At 69.5% G+C, this 21,545-nt stretch carries 20 protein-coding genes; 17 read left to right on the forward strand and 3 right to left on the reverse strand.

The genetic code is table 11. The features are described from left to right. The first annotated feature begins 49 nt into the window (after window positions 1-49). Entirely contained in the window at window positions 50-1,537 is a 1,488-nt protein-coding gene (locus tag ACIBX3_RS01900; protein WP_397112061.1) for an MFS transporter, read from the forward strand. A 49-nt stretch (window positions 1,538-1,586) separates the two neighbouring features. On the opposite strand, the gene ACIBX3_RS01905 is transcribed toward ACIBX3_RS01900, so the two are convergent. Next, entirely contained in the window at window positions 1,587-1,946 is a 360-nt protein-coding gene (locus tag ACIBX3_RS01905; protein WP_397112063.1) for a nucleotide pyrophosphohydrolase, read from the reverse strand. Window positions 1,947-2,118: 172 nt separating this feature from the next. On the opposite strand from ACIBX3_RS01905, the gene ACIBX3_RS01910 reads away from it, so the two are divergent. Then, window positions 2,119-3,813, forward strand: a complete 1,695-nt coding sequence (locus ACIBX3_RS01910) for a protein kinase (protein WP_397112065.1) — start codon at window positions 2,119-2,121, stop codon at window positions 3,811-3,813. Between the two features lie 122 nt (window positions 3,814-3,935). After that, on the forward strand, window positions 3,936-4,076 hold the full coding sequence (locus ACIBX3_RS01915) for a hypothetical protein (protein WP_397112067.1): 141 nt from the start codon (window positions 3,936-3,938) through the stop codon (window positions 4,074-4,076). Between the two features lie 12 nt (window positions 4,077-4,088). On the opposite strand, the gene ACIBX3_RS01920 is transcribed toward ACIBX3_RS01915, so the two are convergent. After that, the gene (locus ACIBX3_RS01920) at window positions 4,089-5,279 is read right to left on the reverse strand and encodes an FAD-dependent monooxygenase (RefSeq protein WP_397112069.1); all 1,191 of its coding nucleotides are present in this window, start codon (window positions 5,277-5,279) and stop codon (window positions 4,089-4,091) included. Window positions 5,280-5,380: 101 nt separating this feature from the next. Then, window positions 5,381-6,391, reverse strand: a complete 1,011-nt coding sequence (locus tag ACIBX3_RS01925) for a LacI family DNA-binding transcriptional regulator (protein ID WP_397112071.1) — start codon at window positions 6,389-6,391, stop codon at window positions 5,381-5,383. 143 nt (window positions 6,392-6,534) lie between these two features. Here ACIBX3_RS01925 and ACIBX3_RS01930 point away from each other — a divergent pair, with 143 nt between their 5' ends. The 14 genes from ACIBX3_RS01930 (at window position 6,535) to ACIBX3_RS01995 (ending at window position 21,498) form a co-directional block, all read left to right on the forward strand. After that, window positions 6,535-7,824: an extracellular solute-binding protein gene (locus ACIBX3_RS01930; protein WP_397112073.1), complete on the forward strand. Its 1,290-nt coding sequence runs from the start codon at window positions 6,535-6,537 to the stop codon at window positions 7,822-7,824. Continuing rightward, entirely contained in the window at window positions 7,821-8,780 is a 960-nt protein-coding gene (locus ACIBX3_RS01935; RefSeq protein WP_397112075.1) for a carbohydrate ABC transporter permease, read from the forward strand. The genes ACIBX3_RS01930 and ACIBX3_RS01935 overlap by 4 nt, the downstream gene beginning before the upstream one ends. Further along, the gene (locus ACIBX3_RS01940) at window positions 8,780-9,619 is read left to right on the forward strand and encodes a carbohydrate ABC transporter permease (protein ID WP_397113359.1); all 840 of its coding nucleotides are present in this window, start codon (window positions 8,780-8,782) and stop codon (window positions 9,617-9,619) included. The genes ACIBX3_RS01935 and ACIBX3_RS01940 overlap by 1 nt, the downstream gene beginning before the upstream one ends. Before the next feature lie 8 nt (window positions 9,620-9,627). Next, window positions 9,628-10,995: a glycoside hydrolase family 5 protein gene (locus ACIBX3_RS01945; protein WP_397112077.1), complete on the forward strand. Its 1,368-nt coding sequence runs from the start codon at window positions 9,628-9,630 to the stop codon at window positions 10,993-10,995. A gap of 111 nt (window positions 10,996-11,106) precedes the next feature. Then, window positions 11,107-11,940 (forward strand): iron uptake transporter permease EfeU, encoded by an 834-nt coding sequence (gene efeU, locus ACIBX3_RS01950; protein WP_397112079.1) that lies wholly within the window; start codon window positions 11,107-11,109, stop codon window positions 11,938-11,940. Window positions 11,941-11,951: 11 nt separating this feature from the next. Beyond that, window positions 11,952-13,091, forward strand: a complete 1,140-nt coding sequence (gene efeO / locus ACIBX3_RS01955; RefSeq protein WP_397112081.1) for an iron uptake system protein EfeO — start codon at window positions 11,952-11,954, stop codon at window positions 13,089-13,091. 183 nt (window positions 13,092-13,274) lie between these two features. Continuing rightward, window positions 13,275-14,516: an iron uptake transporter deferrochelatase/peroxidase subunit gene (efeB, locus tag ACIBX3_RS01960; RefSeq protein ID WP_397112083.1), complete on the forward strand. Its 1,242-nt coding sequence runs from the start codon at window positions 13,275-13,277 to the stop codon at window positions 14,514-14,516. A 95-nt stretch (window positions 14,517-14,611) separates the two neighbouring features. Further along, on the forward strand, window positions 14,612-15,490 hold the full coding sequence (locus ACIBX3_RS01965) for a hypothetical protein (protein WP_397112085.1): 879 nt from the start codon (window positions 14,612-14,614) through the stop codon (window positions 15,488-15,490). A 114-nt stretch (window positions 15,491-15,604) separates the two neighbouring features. Beyond that, on the forward strand, window positions 15,605-16,564 hold the full coding sequence (locus ACIBX3_RS01970) for an STM4015 family protein (protein ID WP_397112087.1): 960 nt from the start codon (window positions 15,605-15,607) through the stop codon (window positions 16,562-16,564). Next, window positions 16,564-17,547, forward strand: a complete 984-nt coding sequence (locus ACIBX3_RS01975; RefSeq protein ID WP_397112089.1) for an STM4015 family protein — start codon at window positions 16,564-16,566, stop codon at window positions 17,545-17,547. Before ACIBX3_RS01970 ends, ACIBX3_RS01975 begins: the two co-directional genes overlap by 1 nt. A 40-nt stretch (window positions 17,548-17,587) precedes the next feature. Beyond that, window positions 17,588-18,631 carry an STM4014 family protein gene (locus ACIBX3_RS01980; protein ID WP_397112091.1) on the forward strand — a complete coding sequence of 348 codons (1,044 nt, stop codon included), beginning with the start codon at window positions 17,588-17,590 and terminating at the stop codon, window positions 18,629-18,631. 2 nt (window positions 18,632-18,633) lie between these two features. Then, on the forward strand, window positions 18,634-19,419 hold the full coding sequence (locus ACIBX3_RS01985) for an STM4013/SEN3800 family hydrolase (protein WP_397112093.1): 786 nt from the start codon (window positions 18,634-18,636) through the stop codon (window positions 19,417-19,419). Next, window positions 19,406-20,671, forward strand: a complete 1,266-nt coding sequence (locus ACIBX3_RS01990) for an STM4012 family radical SAM protein (RefSeq protein ID WP_397112095.1) — start codon at window positions 19,406-19,408, stop codon at window positions 20,669-20,671. Before ACIBX3_RS01985 ends, ACIBX3_RS01990 begins: the two co-directional genes overlap by 14 nt. After that, window positions 20,665-21,498 carry an STM4011 family radical SAM protein gene (locus ACIBX3_RS01995; RefSeq protein WP_397112097.1) on the forward strand — a complete coding sequence of 278 codons (834 nt, stop codon included), beginning with the start codon at window positions 20,665-20,667 and terminating at the stop codon, window positions 21,496-21,498. The genes ACIBX3_RS01990 and ACIBX3_RS01995 overlap by 7 nt, the downstream gene beginning before the upstream one ends. Window positions 21,499-21,545: the final 47 nt, after the last annotated feature.

The raw sequence follows: 21,545 nt of genomic DNA on the forward strand, positions 1-21,545 counted from the left end.
ATCGGAAGCCCCTTCGAGCACCGTGAAGCCAAACGGAAAGGGGAATGAGATGAACACCGAGATCAGCGATATCCGCGCCGGGCGACGCGAATGGACCGGACTGGCGGTCCTGGCCTCCGTGGCGCTTTTGCTCTCCGTCGACGTGAGCGTCCTCTACCTGGCGCTCCCGCGCCTCAGCGCCGACCTCGGCGCCACCGCCTCGCAACAGTTGTGGATCATGGACGTTTACTCGTTCATGCTGGCCGGCTTCCTGGTCACGATGGGCACGCTGGGGGACCGGATCGGGCGGCGCAGGCTCCTGATGATCGGCGCGGCGGCGTTCGGCGCGGCGTCCGTGCTGGCCGCGTGCTCGGTGAACGCCGAGATGCTGATCGCCACCCGGGCGCTGCTCGGGGTCGCCGGGGCGACGCTGCTGCCGTCGTCGCTGGCATTGATCAGGAACATGTTCAGGGACGGCAAGCAGATGGGCACCGCGATCGGGCTCTGGTACGCCTGCTTCATGCTCGGCATGGCGATCGGTCCGCTGGTGGGCGGGGTGCTGCTGGAGCACTTTCGGTGGGGGTCGGTGTTCGTGATGGGGGTGCCGTTCATGGTGCTGGTGCTGGTGGCCGGCCGTACGCTGCTTCCGGAGTACCGCGACCCGGGCGCCGGCCGCCTCGACCTGGCCAGCGTCGCCCTGTCGCTGGCGACGATCCTGCCGGTCGTGTACGGGCTCAAGGAGGTCGCCAGGAGCGGCTGGGACCCGGTGGCCGTCGCGGCGATCATCGCCGGTGCGGCGTTCGGCGTGGTGTTCGTCCGCCGCCAGCACCGTCTCGCGGACCCGCTGCTCGACCTGCGCCTGTTCGCCAACCGCGCCTTCGCCGCCACGATCGGGATCATGCTGCTGGGCGGCATCGTCATGGCGGGCACGACGCTGATGACCACCCAGTACCTGCAGACCGTCGAGGCGCTGTCGCCGCTGGAGGCGGGGCTGTGGCTGCTGCCGCAGAACATCGCCATGATCGTGGCCCTGACGGTGGCCCCGGCGATCGCGCGTCGCGTCGATGCCGCGTACGTGATGGCGGGCGGGCTGGCGCTGGGCGCGGCAGGCCTTTTCCTGCACACGTTCGTGCCCAGCACGGGCGGCACCGGGCTGGTCGTGACCGGTCTCGTCCTGGCCTCCGCCGGCATCGCGCTTCCGATGGGCGTGGGCAGCGGCGTGATGATGACGGTCGCGCCTCCGGAGAAGGCCGGGTCCGTGGCGTCGCTGTCGGAGACGGGCGGCGAGTTCGGCGTCGCGGTGGGCGTGGCCGCCATGGGCAGCCTGGGCACCGCGGTCTACCGGGGCGAGCTCCCCGACCGGCTGCCGGTGGAGGCTGCCCGCGAGAGCATCTCCGCCGCGGTGACGGCCGCCAAGGACCTGCCCGACGTGCTCGAACTGGCCCGCGCCGCCTTCACCACCGGGCTCAACACGGTGGCCGCGGTCAGCACGGTCGTCTTCGTCAGCCTGGCCGTCGTCACGATCGCGGTGCTGCGCCGGCACGACGCCACGGCGTGACCCTCCGACGCGGTCGCCGGACCGGCCTGTTCGGCCGTTCCGGCGATCTTCATGTCTCCGGCGAGGGCGGCGCCTTCCTGGCCGAGCCGCGATAGCGCGCGGCGTCGTAGCGGCGGTCGTTGTCGTCGAGCTTGTCCCGCGCCGCCGCCACCAGGTCCACGCCCAGCACGTCCGCCAGCCGGACCAGATAGAGCGTCACATCGCCCAGCTCCGTCCGCATCCTGGCCAGCGTGTCGGGATCGGGGCTCCTGGACTCGTCGGCGGTGAGCCACTGGAACTCGGCCACCAGCTCCCCCACCTCGCCCGCCAGCGCCATCACCAGGTTCTTCGGCGTGTGGAACTGCTCCCAGTCCCTGGCCCGGGCGAACTCGCGCAGGCGTACGGCAAGGTGCTCCAACTCCGTCGTCACGTCGCACGACCCTACCGACCCCCGTGGGCAAGGGTCCTGAAGGTGAACGGGGTGGAGCTGTTCTTGCTGGGCCGGCCGCCATCGCCCGGCTTCGGCCGGCGGGCGCGGTGCTCGCCGGCACCGCAGCGTGGTCGCACGGCCTGATCACGGCACACCGTGTACGCTTCCGCGCGTGTCCGAATTATCCGTGCCCGGCTACGAGATCAAGGGCGTGCTCGGGCAGGGCGGCTTCGGGGTGGTGTATCTCGCCCGGCAATCGGCCGTCGGCCGCGAGGTCGCGCTCAAGGTCGACAACCGGGTCCTGCTGTCCGACCGTGACCGTCGCCGCTTCATCCGCGAGGTCACCGCGGCCGGCGCGTTGTCCGGCCATCCCCACGTGGTGCCGGTCTACGACGCGGGCCTGCTGCCTGACGGGCGGCCGTACATGGTGCTCGAGCTGTGCCCCGGCGGCTCGCTGGCCGGGCGCAGGGTCGGCCCGGCGGACGCCCGCGACGTGGGCGTACGCATCGCCGACGCGCTGGCCGCCGCACACGCCCAGGGCGTCCTGCACCGCGACGTGAAGCCGGGCAACATCCTCATCAACCGGTACGGTCAGGTCGCGCTGTCGGACTTCGGCCTGGCCACCATGCCCGCGTCCGGGCCCGACGCGTCGGTCACCCGCGAGTCCCTGACGCCGTCGTACGCGCCGCCCGAGGCCTTCGAACTGGCCGAGCCGAGCCCCGCCGGCGACGTGTACGCGCTGGCGGCCACCGTCTACGCCCTGCTGTCCGGCCGCCCGCCCCGCTTCCCGGAGAGCGGCGTGCCGAATCTGGCCATGATCCTGGCCCTGCACCGCCTCCCGGTCCCGGACATCCCGGGGGTGCCGCCGGAGCTGAGCGCCGTGCTGCGGCAGGCGCTGGCCAGCGACCCGCGGGAACGCACCCCGAGCGCCGCCGCCTTCCGCGAGGCCCTCGCCGCCGTTTCCCTGGACGCGCGCTCGGGCCGCCACGCGGCGCCACCCGCCCTTCCCCTCAACCAGCACGCCGCGCCATCCGTCCCGTCGCACGCCGCACCGTCCGCGGCTTCGGCCGGCCATCGCGCCGCGCCGCTCAGCTCACCCTCTGGCGGCCACGCCGAGCCGTACGCCCGGTCCGTGCCCACGCCCGTCAGCCCGCCGATGTCCCCGCAGGCCGGCACCCCGTTTCCGCCGCAGTTCCCGGGGGGCATGCAGCAGCACACGAACCCGCCACCGGGCAGCCGGCCGGACACCATGCCGCCCCCGCCGCGCGGCGTCAACAAGGCCCTGGTCGCGATCATCGCCGCCCTGTCCCTGGTGATCGTCACAGCCGGCGGAGTGATCATCTACAACCAGTTCATCCAGCAGGGGCCGGAGACCGGGCAGGGCCGGCCCGGCGCCACGGCGACGACCACGGAGAAGAAGGCCGCGCGGAAGCCGGCCGGCGTGTTCACGGGGCTGGACACGTACACGGAGAACTGCCCGGCCGCCAGGGTTCGCGGCGCCGGAGCGGCCTGCGTGCGGGAGTCGGAGTGCTGGGGCGGCCTGGTCATCATCGCGGGCGACACGAAGGCCAGGCGGCTCGGCTGCGAGGAGACGCATGCGTGGGAGACGTTCGCGGTGGCGCCGATTCCCAAGGACGCCGAGACGTACGTGCAGCAGGACCTCGCCAAGCACCCGACGGTCAAGCGGGCGTGCAGCCGCACGGTGCTGCTGGCCAGCCGGGTCGGCACGGCCAGGAACATCGCGGCCGCCGGGTGGCGGGCCGACGTCATGCCGCCCTCGCAGGCGCAGTACGAGGACGGGGTGCGCTTCTACCGCTGCATCGGCAGCCTGACCGGCCGGCAGCCGCGCAGGTCCTTGTTCCACTGACCGCGCCGAAGGGCCGGAGTGCCGGGCTCAGCGGAGACCGGCCGCCGGTACTCTGGGCACACCTACGGTGAGCTGCACAAACGCTGCGCGAAGCCCCCGCCGAACCCCCGGAGTAAGACGTCATGAGCGAGCACGTCCACGTCCGCGTCCGCGACGGCCTGGCGATCACCGAGGAGGGTGAGCTGGTCGAGGAATACCGCTGCGGGTGCGGCGCCACCTGGACCCGCGTCCACCGGGCCGACGACGGTCGTCCGGAAGCCTGACAAACCGCGCGATCACCTCCGGGCGATCTTCGAGCCCAGCCAGTCGGTGAGCCTGTGCAGTGACAAGAGATGCCCGGCCGTGCGGTCGATCCGGTAGTACAGCCGTGGCGGGACGTGCGGGAGCAGCACGGAGTGCCGCTGGGTGAGCAGCGCGAACACTTCCTCGGGAGGAAGGTCGATGTAACGCGGAAGGTTTTCGTACCACTGGGCGCTGTGGCGGGCCGCTCTCTGAGTGCGGCGGATCGCGGATTTGCGCTGCCGCTCGTAGCGGGCGAGGGCGAGCTCGAGCCGCGAGTCCCCGTGCAACGCGCCGACCAGGGAGACGGCGTCCCCCAGCGCGAGGGCGGTGCCCGCGCCGACGGAGTAGTGCGTGGTGTGCGCGGCGTCCCCGATCAGGACGAGGTTGCCGCGGTGCCACGTCCGGTTGGTCAGGGTACGGAAGTTCTGCCAGCGTGCGCCGCCGCCTGCGCTCGCCTGGCCGATCAGCGGGTGCCCGTCCAGTACGTCGGCGAAGAGCTTCTCCAGGAGGGCCAGGTTGTCGGCCTCGTTCGCCTCGTGGAGCCCGAGTCCCCGCCAGGTCTCGGGAGAGCACTCGACGACGCAGGTGCTGTGGTCCTTGCTGAATTCGTAGCCGTAACACCAGATCCAGCCGTGTGCGGTCGGCGTGAAGGCGAAGACGAAGGAGTCGAAGACCTTGGTGGTGCCGAGCCAGACGTACATGTTCCGCCCGACCGCGACCTCGGTGCCGAAATGGCCGGCGTGGCGCTCACGCAGCGTGCTGTTGATACCGTCACCGGCGACGACGAGGTCGGCATCGGCCAGCTCCTCCTCACCGGCGATCTCGCGCTCGAACTCGATGCGTACGCCGAGGGAGCGCGCTTGCCCGGCGAGGATGCCGAGCAACTGACGCCGGCCGATGCCGTAGCCCACCTCTCCCTGCTCCGCCGTCACCGTCGCGCGGTCGCGGACGTGCATGACCCAGCTGTCCCAGCGAAGCGAGCTCTCGCTGATGGCACGCGCGGACTCGGGATCGGCGGCGTGGAGAAGGGCGAGCAGTTCGTCCCAGTAGGTCACGCCCCAGCCATAGGTCGACCCGGCCGGGTTCCGCTCGTAGACGGTGATGTCATGGGACGGGTCCACCCGCTTCATCAGGATGGAGAAGTAGAGGCAGGCGGGTCCGCCGCCGACGCAGGCGATCTTCACAGGACCTCCCGATATGACACACAGTAATCTTTATGTGTCACACAGTAACAGAGAGTGTCCGGCGGAACGGTCCGCGCCACAGTCGACCACAGGCGGACCGGTTACGCGTACCTGGCGGTGCTCTCGCGGACGATGAGTTCCGTGGCCAGCTCCACCCGCTTGGTCTCCGGCACCTCTCCCCGCCCCATGGCCAGCACCGTACGGGTGGCCAGCGCCGCCATCTCCTGCAGCGGCTGCCGTACCGTCGTCAGCGGCGGCCAGGCCGACTTGGCCAGCGGCAGGTCGTCGAAGCCGACCACGCTCAGGTCCTCCGGCACGCGCAGCCCCCGCTGACGGGCGGCCTCGAACACGCCGAACGCCATCAGGTCGCTGCCGGCGAAGATGGCCGTGGGCGGCTCGTCCAGGGACAGCAGGGCGTGACCTTCGTCGTGACCCGATTCCACCAGGAACGTCCCCCGCCTCACCAGCTCGGGCGCGAGCGGGGCACCCGCCGTCTCCAGCGCCGCGCGGTAGCCGTCGATGCGCGCCTGGCTGCACAGCATGTCCGCCGGTCCGCTGATCATCCCGATCCGCCGGTGACCCAGCTCCAGCAGGTGGCGCGTCGCGGCCAGCCCGCCGTTCCAGTTCGTCGCCCCCACCGAGACCACGCCGGGAGCCGGCTCGCCCTCCGGATCCACCACCGCGAACGGCAGCGACCGCGAGCTGAGCTGGGCCTGGATGCCGGTCGACAGGCGGGAGGCGACGATCACCACGCCGTCCGTACGGCGGGCGGCCAGGCGCTCCAGCCAGTCACGGCCGGGGCCCGCGTGGGTGTGCAGGACCGAGATGACGACGCTGGCCCCTGCCTCGTGGGCGGCGCTCTCGGCGCCGCGCACGATCTCCATGGCCCATGGCGACTCGATCTCGGCGAAGACCAGGTCGACCAGGCCGGCCGGAGTGTCGTCCTGACTGACGCGGCGTTGGTAGCCGTGCTCCTGGAGCAGTCGTTCGACCCGGTGGCGGGTCGCCGGAGCGACCTCCGGGCGTCCGTTGATGACCTTGGAGACCGTGGGGATGGACACCCCGGCCTCTTCCGCGATCACTGCGATCGTGACCCGCCTCTTCGCTGACACGATCGGGAGTGTATCCGAAAGTTTCGGTTTGGCGTCGCTCTCCCTCGAGGTGTTGACGCTTTACATCACGTTTACCTAAGCTCCGGCTGAAGAAACTATCGGGGGGTTCACGAAACTTTCGCCACGCCGAGAAGGGGCCCCTAATGAAACGCTGTTTGGTCTTGATGGCGACCGCCGTGCTCGTGGCCGGCTGTGGTGGTGGCGGCGGGGGAACCGCGTCCTCACAGCCGAACCAGGGCGGCGGCTCGCCCGCGAAGGTCACGCTCGAGTGGTGGCACCTGTCGACCTCCGAGCCGCTCAAGTCCCTGTGGGCCCAGCGGGCCAAGGAGTTCATGGCCAAGAACCCCAACGTCACCATCAAGGCCACCGTCCTGGAGAACGACGCCTACAAGGCGAAGCTCACCACGATCACGCAGTCGGGCAAGGCGCCCGACCTGTTCGCGACGTGGGGCGGCGGCGTGCTGAAGCAGCAGGTCGACGCGGGGCTGGTCAAGGACATCTCCAACGACGTCGCCGACGTTCTGCCGACCTTCACGCCGGCGGCGCTGAGCGCGTACCAGATCGACGGCAAGACGTACGGACTGCCCACCGACATCGGGATGGTCGGTTTCTGGTACAACAAGAAACTTTTCGAGAAGGCGGGCATAACCCAGCCTCCGGCCACCTGGGCGGCGCTCCTTGAGGACGTCAAGAAGCTCAAGGCGGCCGGCGTCACCCCGATCGCCCTGGCCGGCAAGGAGAAGTGGCCCGGCCACTACTACTGGGCCTACCTCGCCATGCGCATCGCCGGCCTGGACGCGCTCAAGCAGGCGGCCGTGGACAAGGACTTCACCAAGCCCGACTTCATCGCCGCGGGACAGCAGGTCAAGGCGCTCGCCGACCTGCAGCCGTTCCAGAAGGGCTACCTCGGAGCGGGCTACGGCACCCCTGACGGGCAGGCCGCCACGATGGGCAACGGCAAGGCCGCCATGGAGCTGATGGGCCAGTGGGCGCCTGTCGTGCAGGCCGACGCGGGCAAGGGCCTGGGCGACGACCTCGGTTTCTTCCCCTTCCCGGCCGTCGAGGGCGGCAAGGGATCGGCCGCGGACGCGTTCGGCGGGGGCGGCGGCCTGGCCGTGGGCGCGGACGCGCCGAAGGAGGCCGTGGAGTTCGTGAAGTTCATGACGGAGATGGGCAACCACTCCAAGGCCGTGGAGTCCGGCGGCGTGCTGCCGGTGCTCAAGGGCGAGGAAAGCGCGGTCAAGGACGAGAACCTCAAGCAGGTGGCGACCATGCTGGCGAGCGCCGGCGGCTACCAGCTCTACCTGGACCAGGCGTACCCGCCCGCCGTCGGCCAGCAGGTCAACGACAGCGTGGCCGAACTGATCGGCGGCACCAAGACGCCGGAGGAAGTCGGCAAGGACATCACCGAAGTGGCGAAGACAGAAGAATGACGACACTCATCCGAGGGCCGGAGGCGGTCATGCTTCCGGCCCCCGCCCCCGCCGCCAAGCGGCGCGGCCGGTGGCTGACGATCACTCTGTTCCTGCTGCCCGCCCTCGTGCTGTTCCTCCTGCTGGTGGTGGCCCCGATCCTCGTGGCGATCTACTCCAGCGCGTTCCGGTGGAACGGGTTCGGGGGCCTGCCCACCAACTTCATCGGGTTCGACAACTTCACCCGGCTGTTCAGCACGGAGATCTTCCGGCAGGACCTGTGGCACCTGCTGGTGCTGGTCCTGCTGTCGGTGTGCATCCAGCTGCCGTTCTCGCTGGCCATCGCCATGCTGCTGAACCAGCGCATCCGCGGGCGGGCGCTGTACCGGGTGGTGTTCTTCGCGCCGTACGTGCTCTCCGAAGTGATCACGGGCGTGCTGTTCTCGCTGATCCTCTCGCCCGGCTCGGGCATTGCCAACGAGCTGCTGTCGGTGTTCGGGATCGAGTCGGAGTTCCTGGCCGATCCCGGCACCGTGATGCCGTCGTTGTTCCTGGTCATGACGTGGAAGTACTTCGGCTTCCACATGATGATCTATCTGGCCGGCCGGCAGAACATCCCGAACGAGCTCATCGAAGCCGCACAGATCGACGGCGCCTCGACCTGGAAGACGTTCCGGCACATCACGCTGCCGCTGCTCGGGCCGACGATCAGGATCAGCATCTTCCTGACCGTCATCTACACGATCCAGCTGTTCGACCTGGTCTGGATCCTCACCCAGGGCGGGCCGTCGCACTCCTCCGAGACGATGGCCGTGACCATGATGGAGTACGGCTTCAAGCGCTCCCAGGTCGGCTACGCCAGCGCGATCAGCGTCGTGATGTTCGTGCTCAGCCTCGTTTTCGCCCTCTTCTACCAGCGTTTCGTGATGCGCCGCGACCTGGCGGGCGCGACCACCACCATGGGAGGCCGCCGGTGATGCATCGGAAGAAGTCCCAGGCCGGGAAGAACACGCTGCCCCTGCACGCGATCGCGTGGATCGTCGGCGCGTTCATCCTCATCCCGGTGGTCTACGCGTTGCTCGGCGGGTTCAAGGAGAACAGCGAGCTGTCCGCCAACCCCTTCGGGCTGCCGGAAGCGTGGGTGACCGCGAACTACACCGAAGTGCTCGGCTCTGGCTCGTTCTGGCTGCAGATGTGGAACAGCACGTTCATCGCCGTCATCACGACCGTGCTGACCGTCGGGTTCGCGGCGCTGGCGGGGTTCATCTTCGCCAGGTACGCCTTCCGCGGCAGGGAGGCGCTGTTCACGCTGTTCACGGCGGGGCTGATGTTCCCGTTCGCGGTGGCGATCCTGCCGATCTTCGTGCTGCTGCGCACGTTCGGCCTGCTGGGCAACCCGCTCGGCGTCATCCTGACGCAAGCCGCTTTCGGGCTGCCACTGACGATCATCATCCTGCGCGGCTTCTTCAGGAGCATCCCGGGCGAGATCGAGGAGGCGGCCATCATCGACGGCTGCAGCCCGTTCGGGTTCTTCTGGCGGATCCTGCTGCCGATGGCCCGGCCGGCCATCGCCACCGTCTCGGTCCTGGCCATCGTGGGCAGCTGGAACAACTTCATGCTGCCGCTCGTGGTCTTCAGTGAGGAGGCGAGCTGGACGCTGCCGCTCGGCATCCAGCAGTTCCAGGGCCAGTACGCCTCCGACACCGCCCGCATCCTGGCCTACCTGGTCCTGGCCATGGTCCCGGCGCTCGGGTTCTACGCCATCGCGGAACGTCACCTGGTCGGTGGTCTCACCGCCGGTGCTACGAAGGGATGACCTCTTTCATGCTGCATGTGTCCGGAACCCATCTCGTCACGGACGACGACCAGCCGGTACGGCTCCGCGGGGTGGGCCTCGGGGGCTGGATGAACATGGAGAACTTCATCACCGGCTACCCGGCCAACGAGACCTCGATGCGCACCGCCGTGCGCGGCGTCCTGGGCGAGGAACGGGCGGAGTTGTTCTTCGACCGGCTGCTGACCTCGTTCTTCACCGAGCGGGACGCCGACCTGCTGGCCGGGCTGGGCATGAACTGCGTGCGCATCCCGGTCAACTACCACCACTGGGAGGCCGACGACCGGCCCTTCGAGATCGACCAGCGCGGTTTCCGCCACCTGGACCGGGTGATCGGGCTGCTCGGCGAGCGCGGCATCTACAGCGTCATCGACCTGCACGCCCTGCCCGGCTCCCAGAACCAGCACTGGCACTCGGACAACCCCACGCACGTGGCGGCGTTCTGGCAGCATCGCCACTTCCAGGACCGGGCGGTGCACCTGTGGGAGGCCATCGCCGACCACTACCGCGACCACCCATGGGTGGCCGGTTACAACCCCGTCAACGAGCCCGGTGACGTGTCGGGCAAGGTGATCGGCCCCTTTTACGACCGCCTGGTGAAGGCCGTGCGGGCCGCCGACCCGCACCACATCCTGTTCCTGGACGGCAACACGTACGCCACCGATTTCTCGATATTTCGAGAGATGTACGAGAACACCGTCTTCGTCATGCACGACTACGCCCTGGCCGGCTTCGCCCACGGCGGGCCCTACCCCGGCTACACCCGCGGCGAGTGGTGCGACCGGAACGAGCTGGAGCGCACGTTCGCCAAACGCTCCCGCTTCCAGCGCGAGACCGGCACGCCGCTGTGGGTGGGCGAGTTCGGGCCCGTCTACACGGGAGATCCGGCGGTGGACGAGCAGCGGTACCAGATCCTGCGCGACCAGCTGGAGATCTACGACGGCCAGGACGTGGGCTGGTCCCTGTGGACGTACAAAGACGTGGGGCTGCAGGGGCTGGTGCACGCCGCGGGGCCGTACCTGGACAGGTTCGGCGGCTTCATCGCCAAGAAGCGGCGGCTCGGCGCGGACCGCTGGGGCTCCACCATGGAGGAGGCCGCGGACGTGGTCGCGCCTCTGCACCGGCTGATCGAGGCCGAATTCCCCGGCTGGGATCCGTACCCGTGGGGCGCCCGCTACCAGAGCGACGACCTGATCAGGCACATCTTGATCGCGCAGGCGCTGCTGCCGGAGTACGCCGGGCTGTTCCGCGGGCTCGGCGACGACGAGCTGGTCGCGCTGGCCGACTCGTTCCTCCTGGAGCACTGCGTACGTCGCGAGCCCCTGCTCGAACTGCTGGCCGGCAATCTCGGAGGGTGACGAGTCACACACCACCGAGTCATAACCAGACTGTCGCTTTCCGGTGCTTGCCCTGAGTATGCTTCGGCTGCCCTAATTAGGTAAGCCTTTCCTCAGCCCGCGGGAGTGACGGTGTTCGCCAGCTACCTCATCGGCCTTCGCGAGGGCCTGGAGGCGTCGCTCGTCGTCTCGGTCCTCATAGCCTTCCTGGTCAAGAGCGACCGCAAGGACAAGCTCCTCCAGGTATGGACCGGCGTCGGCGTCGGCGTCGCGCTGTCCATCGGGTTCGGGGCGCTGCTGACCTTCACGGCAGCGCGCCTGGAGTACACGAGTCAGGAGCTGTTCGAGGCGATCGCCTCGCTGCTGGCCGTCGTGTTCGTCACCTGGATGATCTTCTGGATGCGGCGGGCGGCCCGCGCGCTCTCCGGGGAGTTGCGGGGCAAGCTCTCCGAAGCGCTCAAGGTGGGCTCGACCGCCGTGATCATCATGGCGTTCCTGGCCGTCGCCCGCGAGGGGCTGGAGACGGCCCTGCTGTTCTTCGCCTCCGCCCAGGGCGCCTCCACGACGGCGCAACCGCTGATCGGCATCACACTGGGGGTGCTCACCGCCGTCCTCATCGGCTGGGGGATCTACCGCAGCGCCATCAAGATCAACCTGTCCAGGTTCTTCACCTGGACAGGACTGCTGCTGATCCTGGTGGCCGCGGGGATACTCAAGTACGGGGTCCACGACCTGCAGGAGGCCGGCGTGCTGCCGGGCCTGAACACGTACGCGTTCGACATCAGCACCGCGCTCCCCGCCGACTCCTGGTACGGCGCCCTGCTCGCGGGGATGCTGAACATCACGCCGCAGCCGAGCGTCCTGGAGGTCGTGGCCTGGGCCGCGTACCTCATTCCCACCCTCATCCTCTTCCTCCGCCCGCAGCGGGCCAAGACCACCCCGACGCCCGCGTCGTCCGCGGCGTGAACAGGAGCATCATGCGTACCGCCATTCGTCTGTCCTTCGGCGCGCTCGCCCTCGCCGGCCTCACCGCCTGCGGGTCCGGCGGCACCACCGCCGCCCCCGCCTCGTCAGGAGCCGCCAAGCCAGGGAAGATCGCCGTGGCCGCGTCCGACACCGAGTGCAAGGTCACCACGTCGGAGGTCGCGGCCGGCACCACGACGTTCGCCATCACCAACGGCGGCTCCAAGGTGACCGAGTTCTACGTGTACGCCCCCGGCGACCGCGTCATGGCGGAGGTCGAGAACATCGTGCCGGGGCTGACTCGCGAGCTGATCGCCGAGCTGCCCGCGGGCGCGTACGAGACCGCGTGCAAGCCCGGCATGGTCGGCAAGGGCATCCGCAACCCGCTCAAGGTCAGCGGCGAGCACAAGAAGCTGACCGCGGACGCCAAGCTGGCCGAGGCCGTCGCCTCCTACAAGCGCTACGTGAAGTCGCAGAGCGACACGCTGCTGGTCAAGACGCAGGAGTTCGTGGACGCGGTCAAGGCCGGCAAGATCGATGAGGCCAAGACACTGTTCCCGGTGTCGCGTACGTACTGGGAGCGCATCGAGCCGGTGGCGGAGATCTTCGGCGACCTCGATCCGGCCATCGACGGCCGCGAGGCTGACCTGGCCGAGGGCGACGAGTGGACCGGCTTCCACAAGATCGAGAAGGACCTGTGGATCCACAAGGACGTCAGCAAGAGCGGCCCGATGGCCGACAAGCTGATGACCGACGTCAAGACCATCGTCGAGAAGGCGAACGCCGCCGAGCTCACCCCGCTGCACCTGGCCAACGGTGCCAAGGAGCTGCTGGACGAGGTGGCCACCGGGAAGATCACCGGCGAGGAGGACATCTGGTCGCACACCGACCTGTGGGACTTCGCGGCCAACCTCCAGGGGTCCAAGGCGGCCGTGCAGTCGCTGCGGCCGGTGCTGGAAGAGCGGGCTCCTGACCTGGTCAAGACCCTGGACGAGAAGTTCGCGGCGGCCGAGGCGGCGCTGGAGGTGCACCGGAAGGGCGACGGCTGGCAGCTGCACAACGAGCTGTCCAAGGCCGAGCTGAAGACGCTGTCGGATGCGATCAACGCGCTCGGTGAGCCGATCAGCAAGATCGCCCCGGTGGTGGCGAAGTAGCGGGAGGTAGGCGCGATGTCGAAGTCGACGGAACCCGAGCGTCCCCCGGAGGACGTGACGCCGGAGGACACGACGCCGGAGGACGCGGAACCGCGGCCTGCCGCGTCGCCGGCCGCGGAAGCCGGGCGTTCGCCGGCGGAAACCGGAGGTTCGCCGGCGGAAACCGGGGCAAGCCGCCAGCGGATGAGCCGGAGGAGCCTGTTCGGCCTGGGCGCGGCCGGTGCCGCGGTCGTGGGCGCCGGGGCGGTGGCGGCGAGCTCGCTGCTCGACGAGCCGCCGGTCGCGCACGCCTCCTCGACCTCCGACCCGTACCCCTTCTACGGCGAGCACCAGGCGGGCATCGTCACGCCCGCCCAGGACCGCCTGCACTTCCTGGTGTTCGACGTCACCACCGACAAGCGGGCCGAACTGGTCGATCTGTTGCAGGAGTGGACGGCCGCGGCGGCGCGGCTGACGCAGGGCAAGGAGGCGGGGTCGTTCGGTGCGGTGGGCGGCGCCCCGGAGGCCGCGCCGGACGACACGGGTGAGGCGCTCGGGTTGCCGGCCTCGGGGCTGACGCTGACGGTCGGCTTCGGGGCGTCACTCTTCGACGACCGGTTCGGGCTGGCGGCCAAGCGTCCGGCGGCCCTCGCCGACCTGCCGAAGTTCCCGGGAGAGCAGCTCATTCCCGAAATTTCCGGCGGCGACATCTGCGTGCAGGCGTGCGCCCACGACCCCCAGGTCGCCGTACACGCCATCCGCAACCTGGCCAGGATCGGCTTCGGCCGGGTCTCCGTACGCTGGTCGCAGCTCGGCTTCGGCCGGACCTCCTCCACGTCGCGGGCGCAGGCCACGCCGCGCAACCTGATGGGCTTCAAGGACGGCACCAACAACATGAAGCTGGAGGACGCCGACCTGGTGCGCGACCAGCTGTGGGCGGCGGCCGGGGACGGCGCGGCGTGGATGGCGGGCGGCACGTACCTGGTCACCAGGAAGATCCGCATGATGATCGAGACCTGGGACCGCACGTCGCTCCTGGAGCAGGAGCAGATCATCGGCAGGGACAAGGGCGAGGGCGCGCCGCTGGGCAAGAAACGCGAGTTCGACACGCTGGACTTCGCCGCCAAGGGATCGGACGGGCAGCCGTCCATCGCGGCCGACGCCCACGTCCGCCTGGCCCACCCGAGCTTCCACGGCAACGCGCATTTGCTGCGGCGGGGCTACAACTTCGTGGACGGCTCGGACGGGCTCGGGAGGCTGGACGCGGGGCTGTTCTTCATCGCGTACCAGCGGGATCCGCGCAAGCAGTTCGTGCCGGTGCAGATGCGCTTGGCCAAGATCGATCCGTTGAACGAGTACATCAAGCACGTCTCCAGCGGGCTGTTCGCCTGCCCGCCCGGAGTCCGGGACGCGGGAGACTATTGGGGGAGAACGCTCTTCGGCTAAGCGTCTTCCCACGGGTCACGCGAGGCGCGGCGAACTCGCCACCTTGTTCGACCATTTACTCACACAGAGAGTCATCGGCTGGTAACGTTTCGCACATGCCTTCCTCCCGGCACGAGGCACTCCATCGCATCTTCCGCGACAACCCTGGACTGTTCTCTCACGCCTTCAAGATACTCAAGATCGACTTCCCGGCCTCGTCCGAGGTCGCTGTAATCGACACCGACCTGACGGAGATCAAGCCGATCGACCGGCGCTGCGACACGATGATGCTGTTCAAGACCCCCTGGGGCTCCAAGCAGGTGGTCATCATCGAGTCGCAGATGCAGAAGGACGATGGCAAGGTCGCCGCGTGGGCGCACTACATCAGCTACGCGCACATCAAGTACGAATGCCCGGTGCTGCTCCTGGTGATCTGCCAGGACGAGACCACGGCCAGGTGGGCCCGCGAACCGAAGCGCATCGGCTTGCCCGGCCGCCCGTGCCTGGTCATCTACCCCATCGTGCTCGGCCCCGGCAACGTGCCCCGGATCACCGATCCGGAAGAGGCGTCCAAGGACGTGGTGCTCGCCATGTTCTCGGCGGTCACGCACGCACACTCTCCCGAGGTCGATGCCATACTGGAAGCCCTGGACGTCGCGCTGGACACGGTCGACACCGACACCGCCAATTACATCGCCGAGCAAACGGAAATAGGTCTCGGAGCCGGCCCGGCTCGACAGACTTGGAGGCGCCTGATGACCATGCAGAACTACCGATTCAAGTCCGAGTTCGCCGAGATGCTCCGAAACGAGGGACGAATCGAGGGTGAGGCTCGGGGCGAAGCGAAGTCCGTGCTGAGGATCCTGAAGCGGCGTGGCATCCACGTAACGGAGTCGGCCCGGGAGCGCATTCTGAGCTGCACGGACCTCGCCCTGCTCGAGACCTGGCTCGACCAGTCGTTCGAGGTCACCACAGCTGAGCAGCTCTTCGACTGAAGATCCCGGCTCGGGCGGGAGACTGCTGGGGGAGAAAACTTTTCGAGTGATCGAAGTGTCGGCGGGGTCTGGTAGGACAGGACGCGTCAATCCCGCGACCAAGGACTCCCCCCAATGATCGAGTACGACGCGAGCGACGGCTACCGGCGGCACTACGCCGGACTCCCATTAGCACACCTGACGGACTCCCCCAAGGCGGATCCGCCGCCCGGCGGCGCGGTCGCCTGGCGGATCAGCGCGAGCGAGTGGGGCCCCGGCGGGCACAAGAACATCGAAGACGCCTTCGACGCGTTCTTCGACGAGGCCGACGCCTCCCTCGTCACCGCGATCGTCATCGGCGAGTGGGAGGAGTGCTACCAGAAGCCGTCGGACGGCATCGTCGAGCGGCTGGCCGAGGAGGCTGCCCGGCTGCCCGCGCTGCGCGCGCTCTACCTCGGCGCGATCAGCCAGGAGCAGGCCGAGATCTCGTGGATCCAGCACTGCGACGTCACGCCGCTGCTGGAGGCCTACCCGCGGCTCGAGCGCTTCGAGGTCCGCGGCGGCTCCGGGCTGCAGCTGCGCCCCATCCGGCACGAGGCGCTGCGCATGCTGCGGATCGAGGCCGGTGGACTCGACGGCTCGGTGGTGCGTGCCGTGGCCGGCAGTGACCTTCCCGCGCTCGAGCACCTGGAGCTGTGGCTCGGCGTCGACGAATACGGCGGCACCACCACGATCGCGGACCTCGACCCGATTCTCCGGGGCGAGCGGCTGCCCGCGCTACGCCACCTGGGGCTGCAGAACAGCGAGATCCAGGACGACATCGCCGCCGCCGTGGCGTCGGCGCCGGTCGTGGCCAGGCTGGAGACACTGGCCCTGTCGATGGGCGTGCTCACCGACCAGGGAGCCGAGGCGCTGCTCACCGGCCAGCCCCTCACCCACCTGCGCCACCTCGACCTGCACCACCACTACCTCGCCGACGAGATGATGCGGCGGATGGCCGAGGCCCTGCCCCGTGTGGAGGTCGACCTGTCCGAGCAGGAGGAGCCGGACGAGGACGACGGCGAGGTATGGCGTTACGTGGCGGTGAGCGAGTGATGGAAACGATGATCAACTACACCGAGCAGCCTGACCACTATGAGACCTACGGCGAGGAATACGCCGGGCTGCCCGTCGCCCAAGCGGCGTGGTCGGAGGAAGACGAGGAGGAGGAGGAGCCGCTGCCGGAGGCCGGGTCCGTGGCCTGGCGGCTCGCCGGGAACGAGTGGGACCCCGACATCCCCGAAACCGTCTCCGAGACCCTCGACTGGTTCTTCGAGCACGTCGACACGACCAAGGTCGCCGCCATCGTCGTCGGCCAGTGGGAGGACTGCTACGAGACGAGCGCCGATCACATCGTGGCGCGGCTGGCCGGCGAGGCCAAGCGTCTGCCCGCGTTGCGCTCGATCTTCCTCGGCGCGATCTCGCCGGAGGAGTCCGAGATCTCCTGGATCCAGCAGGCGGACGTCACGCCGCTGCTGGAGGCGTTCCCTAAGCTCGAACGCCTGGAGGTGCGCGGCGGGAGCGGGCTCAGGCTGCGGCCGGTACGACACGAGGCGCTGCGGATGCTGCGGATCGAGGCCGGCGGGCTCGGCGGCGACGTCGTCCGCGGGGTGGCCGGATGCGACCTGCCCGCTCTGGAGCTCTTGGAGCTGTGGTTCGGCATCGCGAACTACGGCGGCGACGCGACGGCCGGCGACCTCGCGCCCATCATGAGCGGCGAGCGACTGCCCGCGCTGCGTCACCTGAGGCTGCAGAACGGCGAGTTCCAGGACGAGGTCGCCGCCGCCGTGGCCGCCGCGCCGATCGTGGCCAGACTGGAGTCGCTGAGCCTGTCGATGGGCTCGCTCACCGACGCCGGGGCGGAGGCGCTTCTCAGCGGCCAGCCGCTCACCCACCTGCGGTGGCTCAACCTGGACCACCATTACCTGTCCGCCGCGATGATGGAGCGCATGGTCAAGGCCCTGCCTGGGGTGGATGTCGTGCTCACCGACCGGCAGAGCCGCGAGGACGCCTGGCGGCTCGTAGCGGTGAGCGAGTGACGTGCGGGACGACTCCGTTCTGAACGGTCAGGGAGAGGCGGTGCGCTTCGCCGTGGTGGGGATCCCCGGGGATCGGCGGGTGACGATGTTCCGCGACGCGGTGGTCGCCGCGGGGCTGGCGGAGCCGCACGTGATCTCCTGGCGGGACGTGCTGGCAGGGCGGGAGATCGGCGCGCCCGAGGGCGCGTTGCTGCGGGTGGACTCGCCGGGCGAGGACGCCGAGACCGACGCCTTGTTGCGCGGGCCCGGCGATCCGGCGCGGGTGGGCGGGGGCGCCGCCTGGTACGCCGGGTTCACGGCCGGGCTGGAGCGGGTCGCCGCGATTCCCGGTGTGCGGCTGCTAGGGGACACCGGTGAGATCGGGGTGATGTTCGACAAGCGGCGCTGTCATGCGGTGCTGTGGGAGGCGGGGGTGCCGGTGCCCCCTGCCTTCGAGGCCGGGTCGTACGCCGAGTTGCGCGTGGAGATGGTCCGCCGGGGGTGGCCCCGGGTGTTCGTCAAGCCCGCGCACGGCTCGTCGGCGTCCGGCGTGATCGCGGTGCAGACACACGGCGACCTGGTCAAGGCCGTTACGTCCGCGGCCTGGGGTGCTGACGGCGGGCTGTTCAATTCGCTGCGCGTGCGCACGTACACCTCCCACGAGGAGGTGCGGCGGATCGTGGACTTTCTCGCCGGCGACGGGCTGCACGTGGAGCGGTGGTTTCCGAAGGCGTCGGCCGGCGGAAAGGCGTTCGACCTGCGGGTGGTGACCGTGGCCGGCGTACCGACGCACGCGGTGGTGCGGACGAGCAGCACTCCGATGACCAACCTGCACCTCGGCGGGCGGCGGGGGGACCTGGAGGCGGTGCGGTCGCGGGCGGCGCTGTGGGAGCGGGTGCTCGACGTCTGCGCGCGGGCGGCGGCGTGCTTTCCCGGGAGCCTCGCCACGGGGATCGACGTCATGGTGGGCGCGGGTTGGCAGTCCGTGGCGGTGGCGGAGGTGAACGCGTTCGGGGACCTGTTGCCCGGTTTGGGAGATATTTCAGGAAACGGGCGGGATACCTATGCCGAGCAGGTCCGGGCGGTCCTGGCAGGTGTCCCATGAATATGAACGACCTTGTGGGCAGCCACGACATCCTGCTGGTCACGCTCGACACGCTGCGCTACGACGTGGCCGCGAAGCTGGCCGGCGCCGGGCAGTTGCCCAATCTGCTGCCGCCCGGCATGACCTGGGAGCGGCGGCACAGCCCGGGGAGTTTCACGTACGCCTCCCACGCGGCCATGTTCGCCGGTTTCCTGCCCACGCCGGTGACGCCGGGGCCGCATCCGCGACTGTTCGCGGCCACGTTTCCCGGGAGCGAGACCACGGCCGCGGACACGTGGGTGTTCGACGCACCTGACCTGCCTGCGGGCCTGGCGCGGGCCGGATACCACACGGTGTGCGTGGGCGGCGTCGGGTTCTTCAACAAGCTGACGCCGCTCGGGTCCACGCTGCCGAGCCTGTTCGCGGAGAGCCACTGGGAACCGGAGTTCGGGGTGACGAATCCCACGTCCCTGGAGCGCCAGATCGACCGGGTCACCGAGGTGCTGCGACACGTCCCCGGGCGGGTCTTCCTGTTCGTCAACGTGTCGGCGCTGCACCAGCCCAACCACTTCTACCTGCCCGGCGCCACCGGCGACTCGCCGGCCAGCCACGCCGCGGCCCTGCGGTACGTCGACCGGCACATCGGGCGGCTCTACGGGCTCATGCGCCGCCCGTGCCTGGTGATCGTCTGCTCGGACCACGGCACGGCTTACGGCGAGGACGGGCACGTCGGGCACCGGATCGGCCACGAGGTGGTCTGGACGGTCCCATACGCGGAGTTCGTACTGGAGGATCATGCGGCCTTATGAGGGCTACGTCTACGCCTATCCGCACAAGACCGCCTATCGGCCGCTCGATCCACGGCCGCCGCTGAAGGAGGTCTGGGCCGGTGAGCGGCCGGGCGCCTTGTACGTGCACATCCCGTTCTGCGAGATGCGCTGCGGGTTCTGCAATCTGTTCACCCGGACCGGCGCCCCGGAGGAACTGGTCACGGCCTACCTCGACACGCTGGAACGCCAGGCGGTGCAGGTGCGGGACGCGCTGGCGGAGACCGGTTTCACCACGGCGGCGTTCGGGGGCGGCACGCCTACATACCTCAGCGCGGGCGAGCTGGCCAGGCTGATCGATCTGACCGAGCGGACGATGGACGTCGATCTCGCGCGGATCCCGCTGTCGGTGGAGACCTCCCCCGCCACCGCCACTCCGGACCGCCTGTCCGTCCTGGTCGAGCGCGGGACCTCGCGGATCTCCATCGGCGTGCAGAGCTTCATCGACGAGGAAGTCCGCTCGGCCGTGCGGCCGCAGAAGCGTGCCGAGGTGGAGGCGGCGCTCGACGCGATCCGGGCGGCCGGCGTGCCGGTGCTCAACATCGACCTGATCTACGGCATCGACGGGCAGACGGTCGAGTCGTGGCTGCACTCGATCGAGGCCGCGCTGGCGTGGCGACCCGAGGAGCTCTACCTCTACCCGCTGTACGTCCGGCCGCTCACCGGGCTCGGCAAGCAGGGGCGGGCGTGGGACGACCAGCGGCTGGAGCTCTACCGGGCCGGGCGCGACCGGCTGGCGGCGGCCGGATACGAGCAGGTCTCGATGCGGATGTTCCGGCTGCCCGGCACCGGGGCGTCCACGGAATACCGCTGCCAGACCGACGGCATGGTGGGGCTCGGGTGCGGCGCGCGGTCGTACACGAGCGGGCTGCACTACTCCTTCGAGTACGCCGTGGGGGCGCGGCACGTGCGCTCGATCATCGACGACTACGTGGCCAGGGAGGACTTCGGCGTGGCGAACGTGGGGTTCGGGCTCTCGCTCGACGAGCGCAAGCGGCGGCACCTCATCCAGTCGCTGCTGCAGGCGGAAGGACTGTCGCGCGCGCTCTACCTGGACCGGTTCGGCACCGACGTGCTGGAGGACTTCCCGCTGGAGGCTTTGGCGGACTGGCTGCGCGTGGACGCCTCGACGGTCGGGCTGACGGCCGAAGGGCTGGCCCATTCGGACGCGATCGGGCCCGCGCTCTTCTCGCCGCAGGTCAGGCGGCTCATGGACGAGTACGCGCCGTGCTGACCATCCTCTACCGCGGCCCTCTCGCGAGCTGCGACTACGACTGCGCCTACTGCCCGTTCGCCAAGCGGCGCGACACGCCCGAGCAGTTACGGGCCGACCGGTCCGCGCTGGAGCGGTTCGCGAAGTGGGTGGCCGCGCAGCCGTTCCAGGTGTCGATCCTGTTCACTCCGTGGGGCGAAGGGCTGGTCAGGTCGTGGTACCGGCGGGCGCTCGTGGAGCTCTCCTGGCTGCCGAACATCGCCAAGGTCGCCATCCAGACGAACCTGAGCTGCCGTACCGAGTGGCTGTCGGCGGCGTCGGACCGGGCCGCGTTGTGGGTGACGTACCACCCGACACAAGTCTCCTACGACTGGTTCCTCGCCAAGGTCCGCTCGCTCCCGGTGCGCCACAGTGTCGGCGTCGTCGGCGACCCCGCGCACCTGGCGGACGCCCGCCGGCTCCGGGCCGATCTGCCTGCGGCGACGTACCTGTGGGTCAACGCCGAGGAAGGCCGCCTCTACACCGACGCCGAGGCCGCCGAATGGTCCTTGATCGACCCGCTCTTCCGCTACAGCCGGTTCCCGCATCCGAGTGCGGGACTTCCGTGCCGTACCGGGGACAGCGTGATCTCGGTGAGCGGCGATGGCACGGTGCGGCGCTGCCACTTCATCCCGGAGGTGCTGGGCAACCTGTACGACGGCTCCTATCGCGCGGCGCTGCGCCCCCAGCCGTGCCCTGCCACGGCCTGTGACTGTCATATCGGATATGTCCACCTAGAACCGCTCGGCCTCTACGACGTCTTCGCCGGCGGCATTCTGGAACGCATCCCAGCGGCCTGGCCCCTCTGACTCAACCTTTCGCCCCGTCACCCGCGTCGGTAACGGGTGAAAGGAGT

This window comes from Nonomuraea sp. NPDC049480, assembly GCF_044465905.1.
GTDB lineage: Bacteria > Actinomycetota > Actinomycetes > Streptosporangiales > Streptosporangiaceae > Nonomuraea.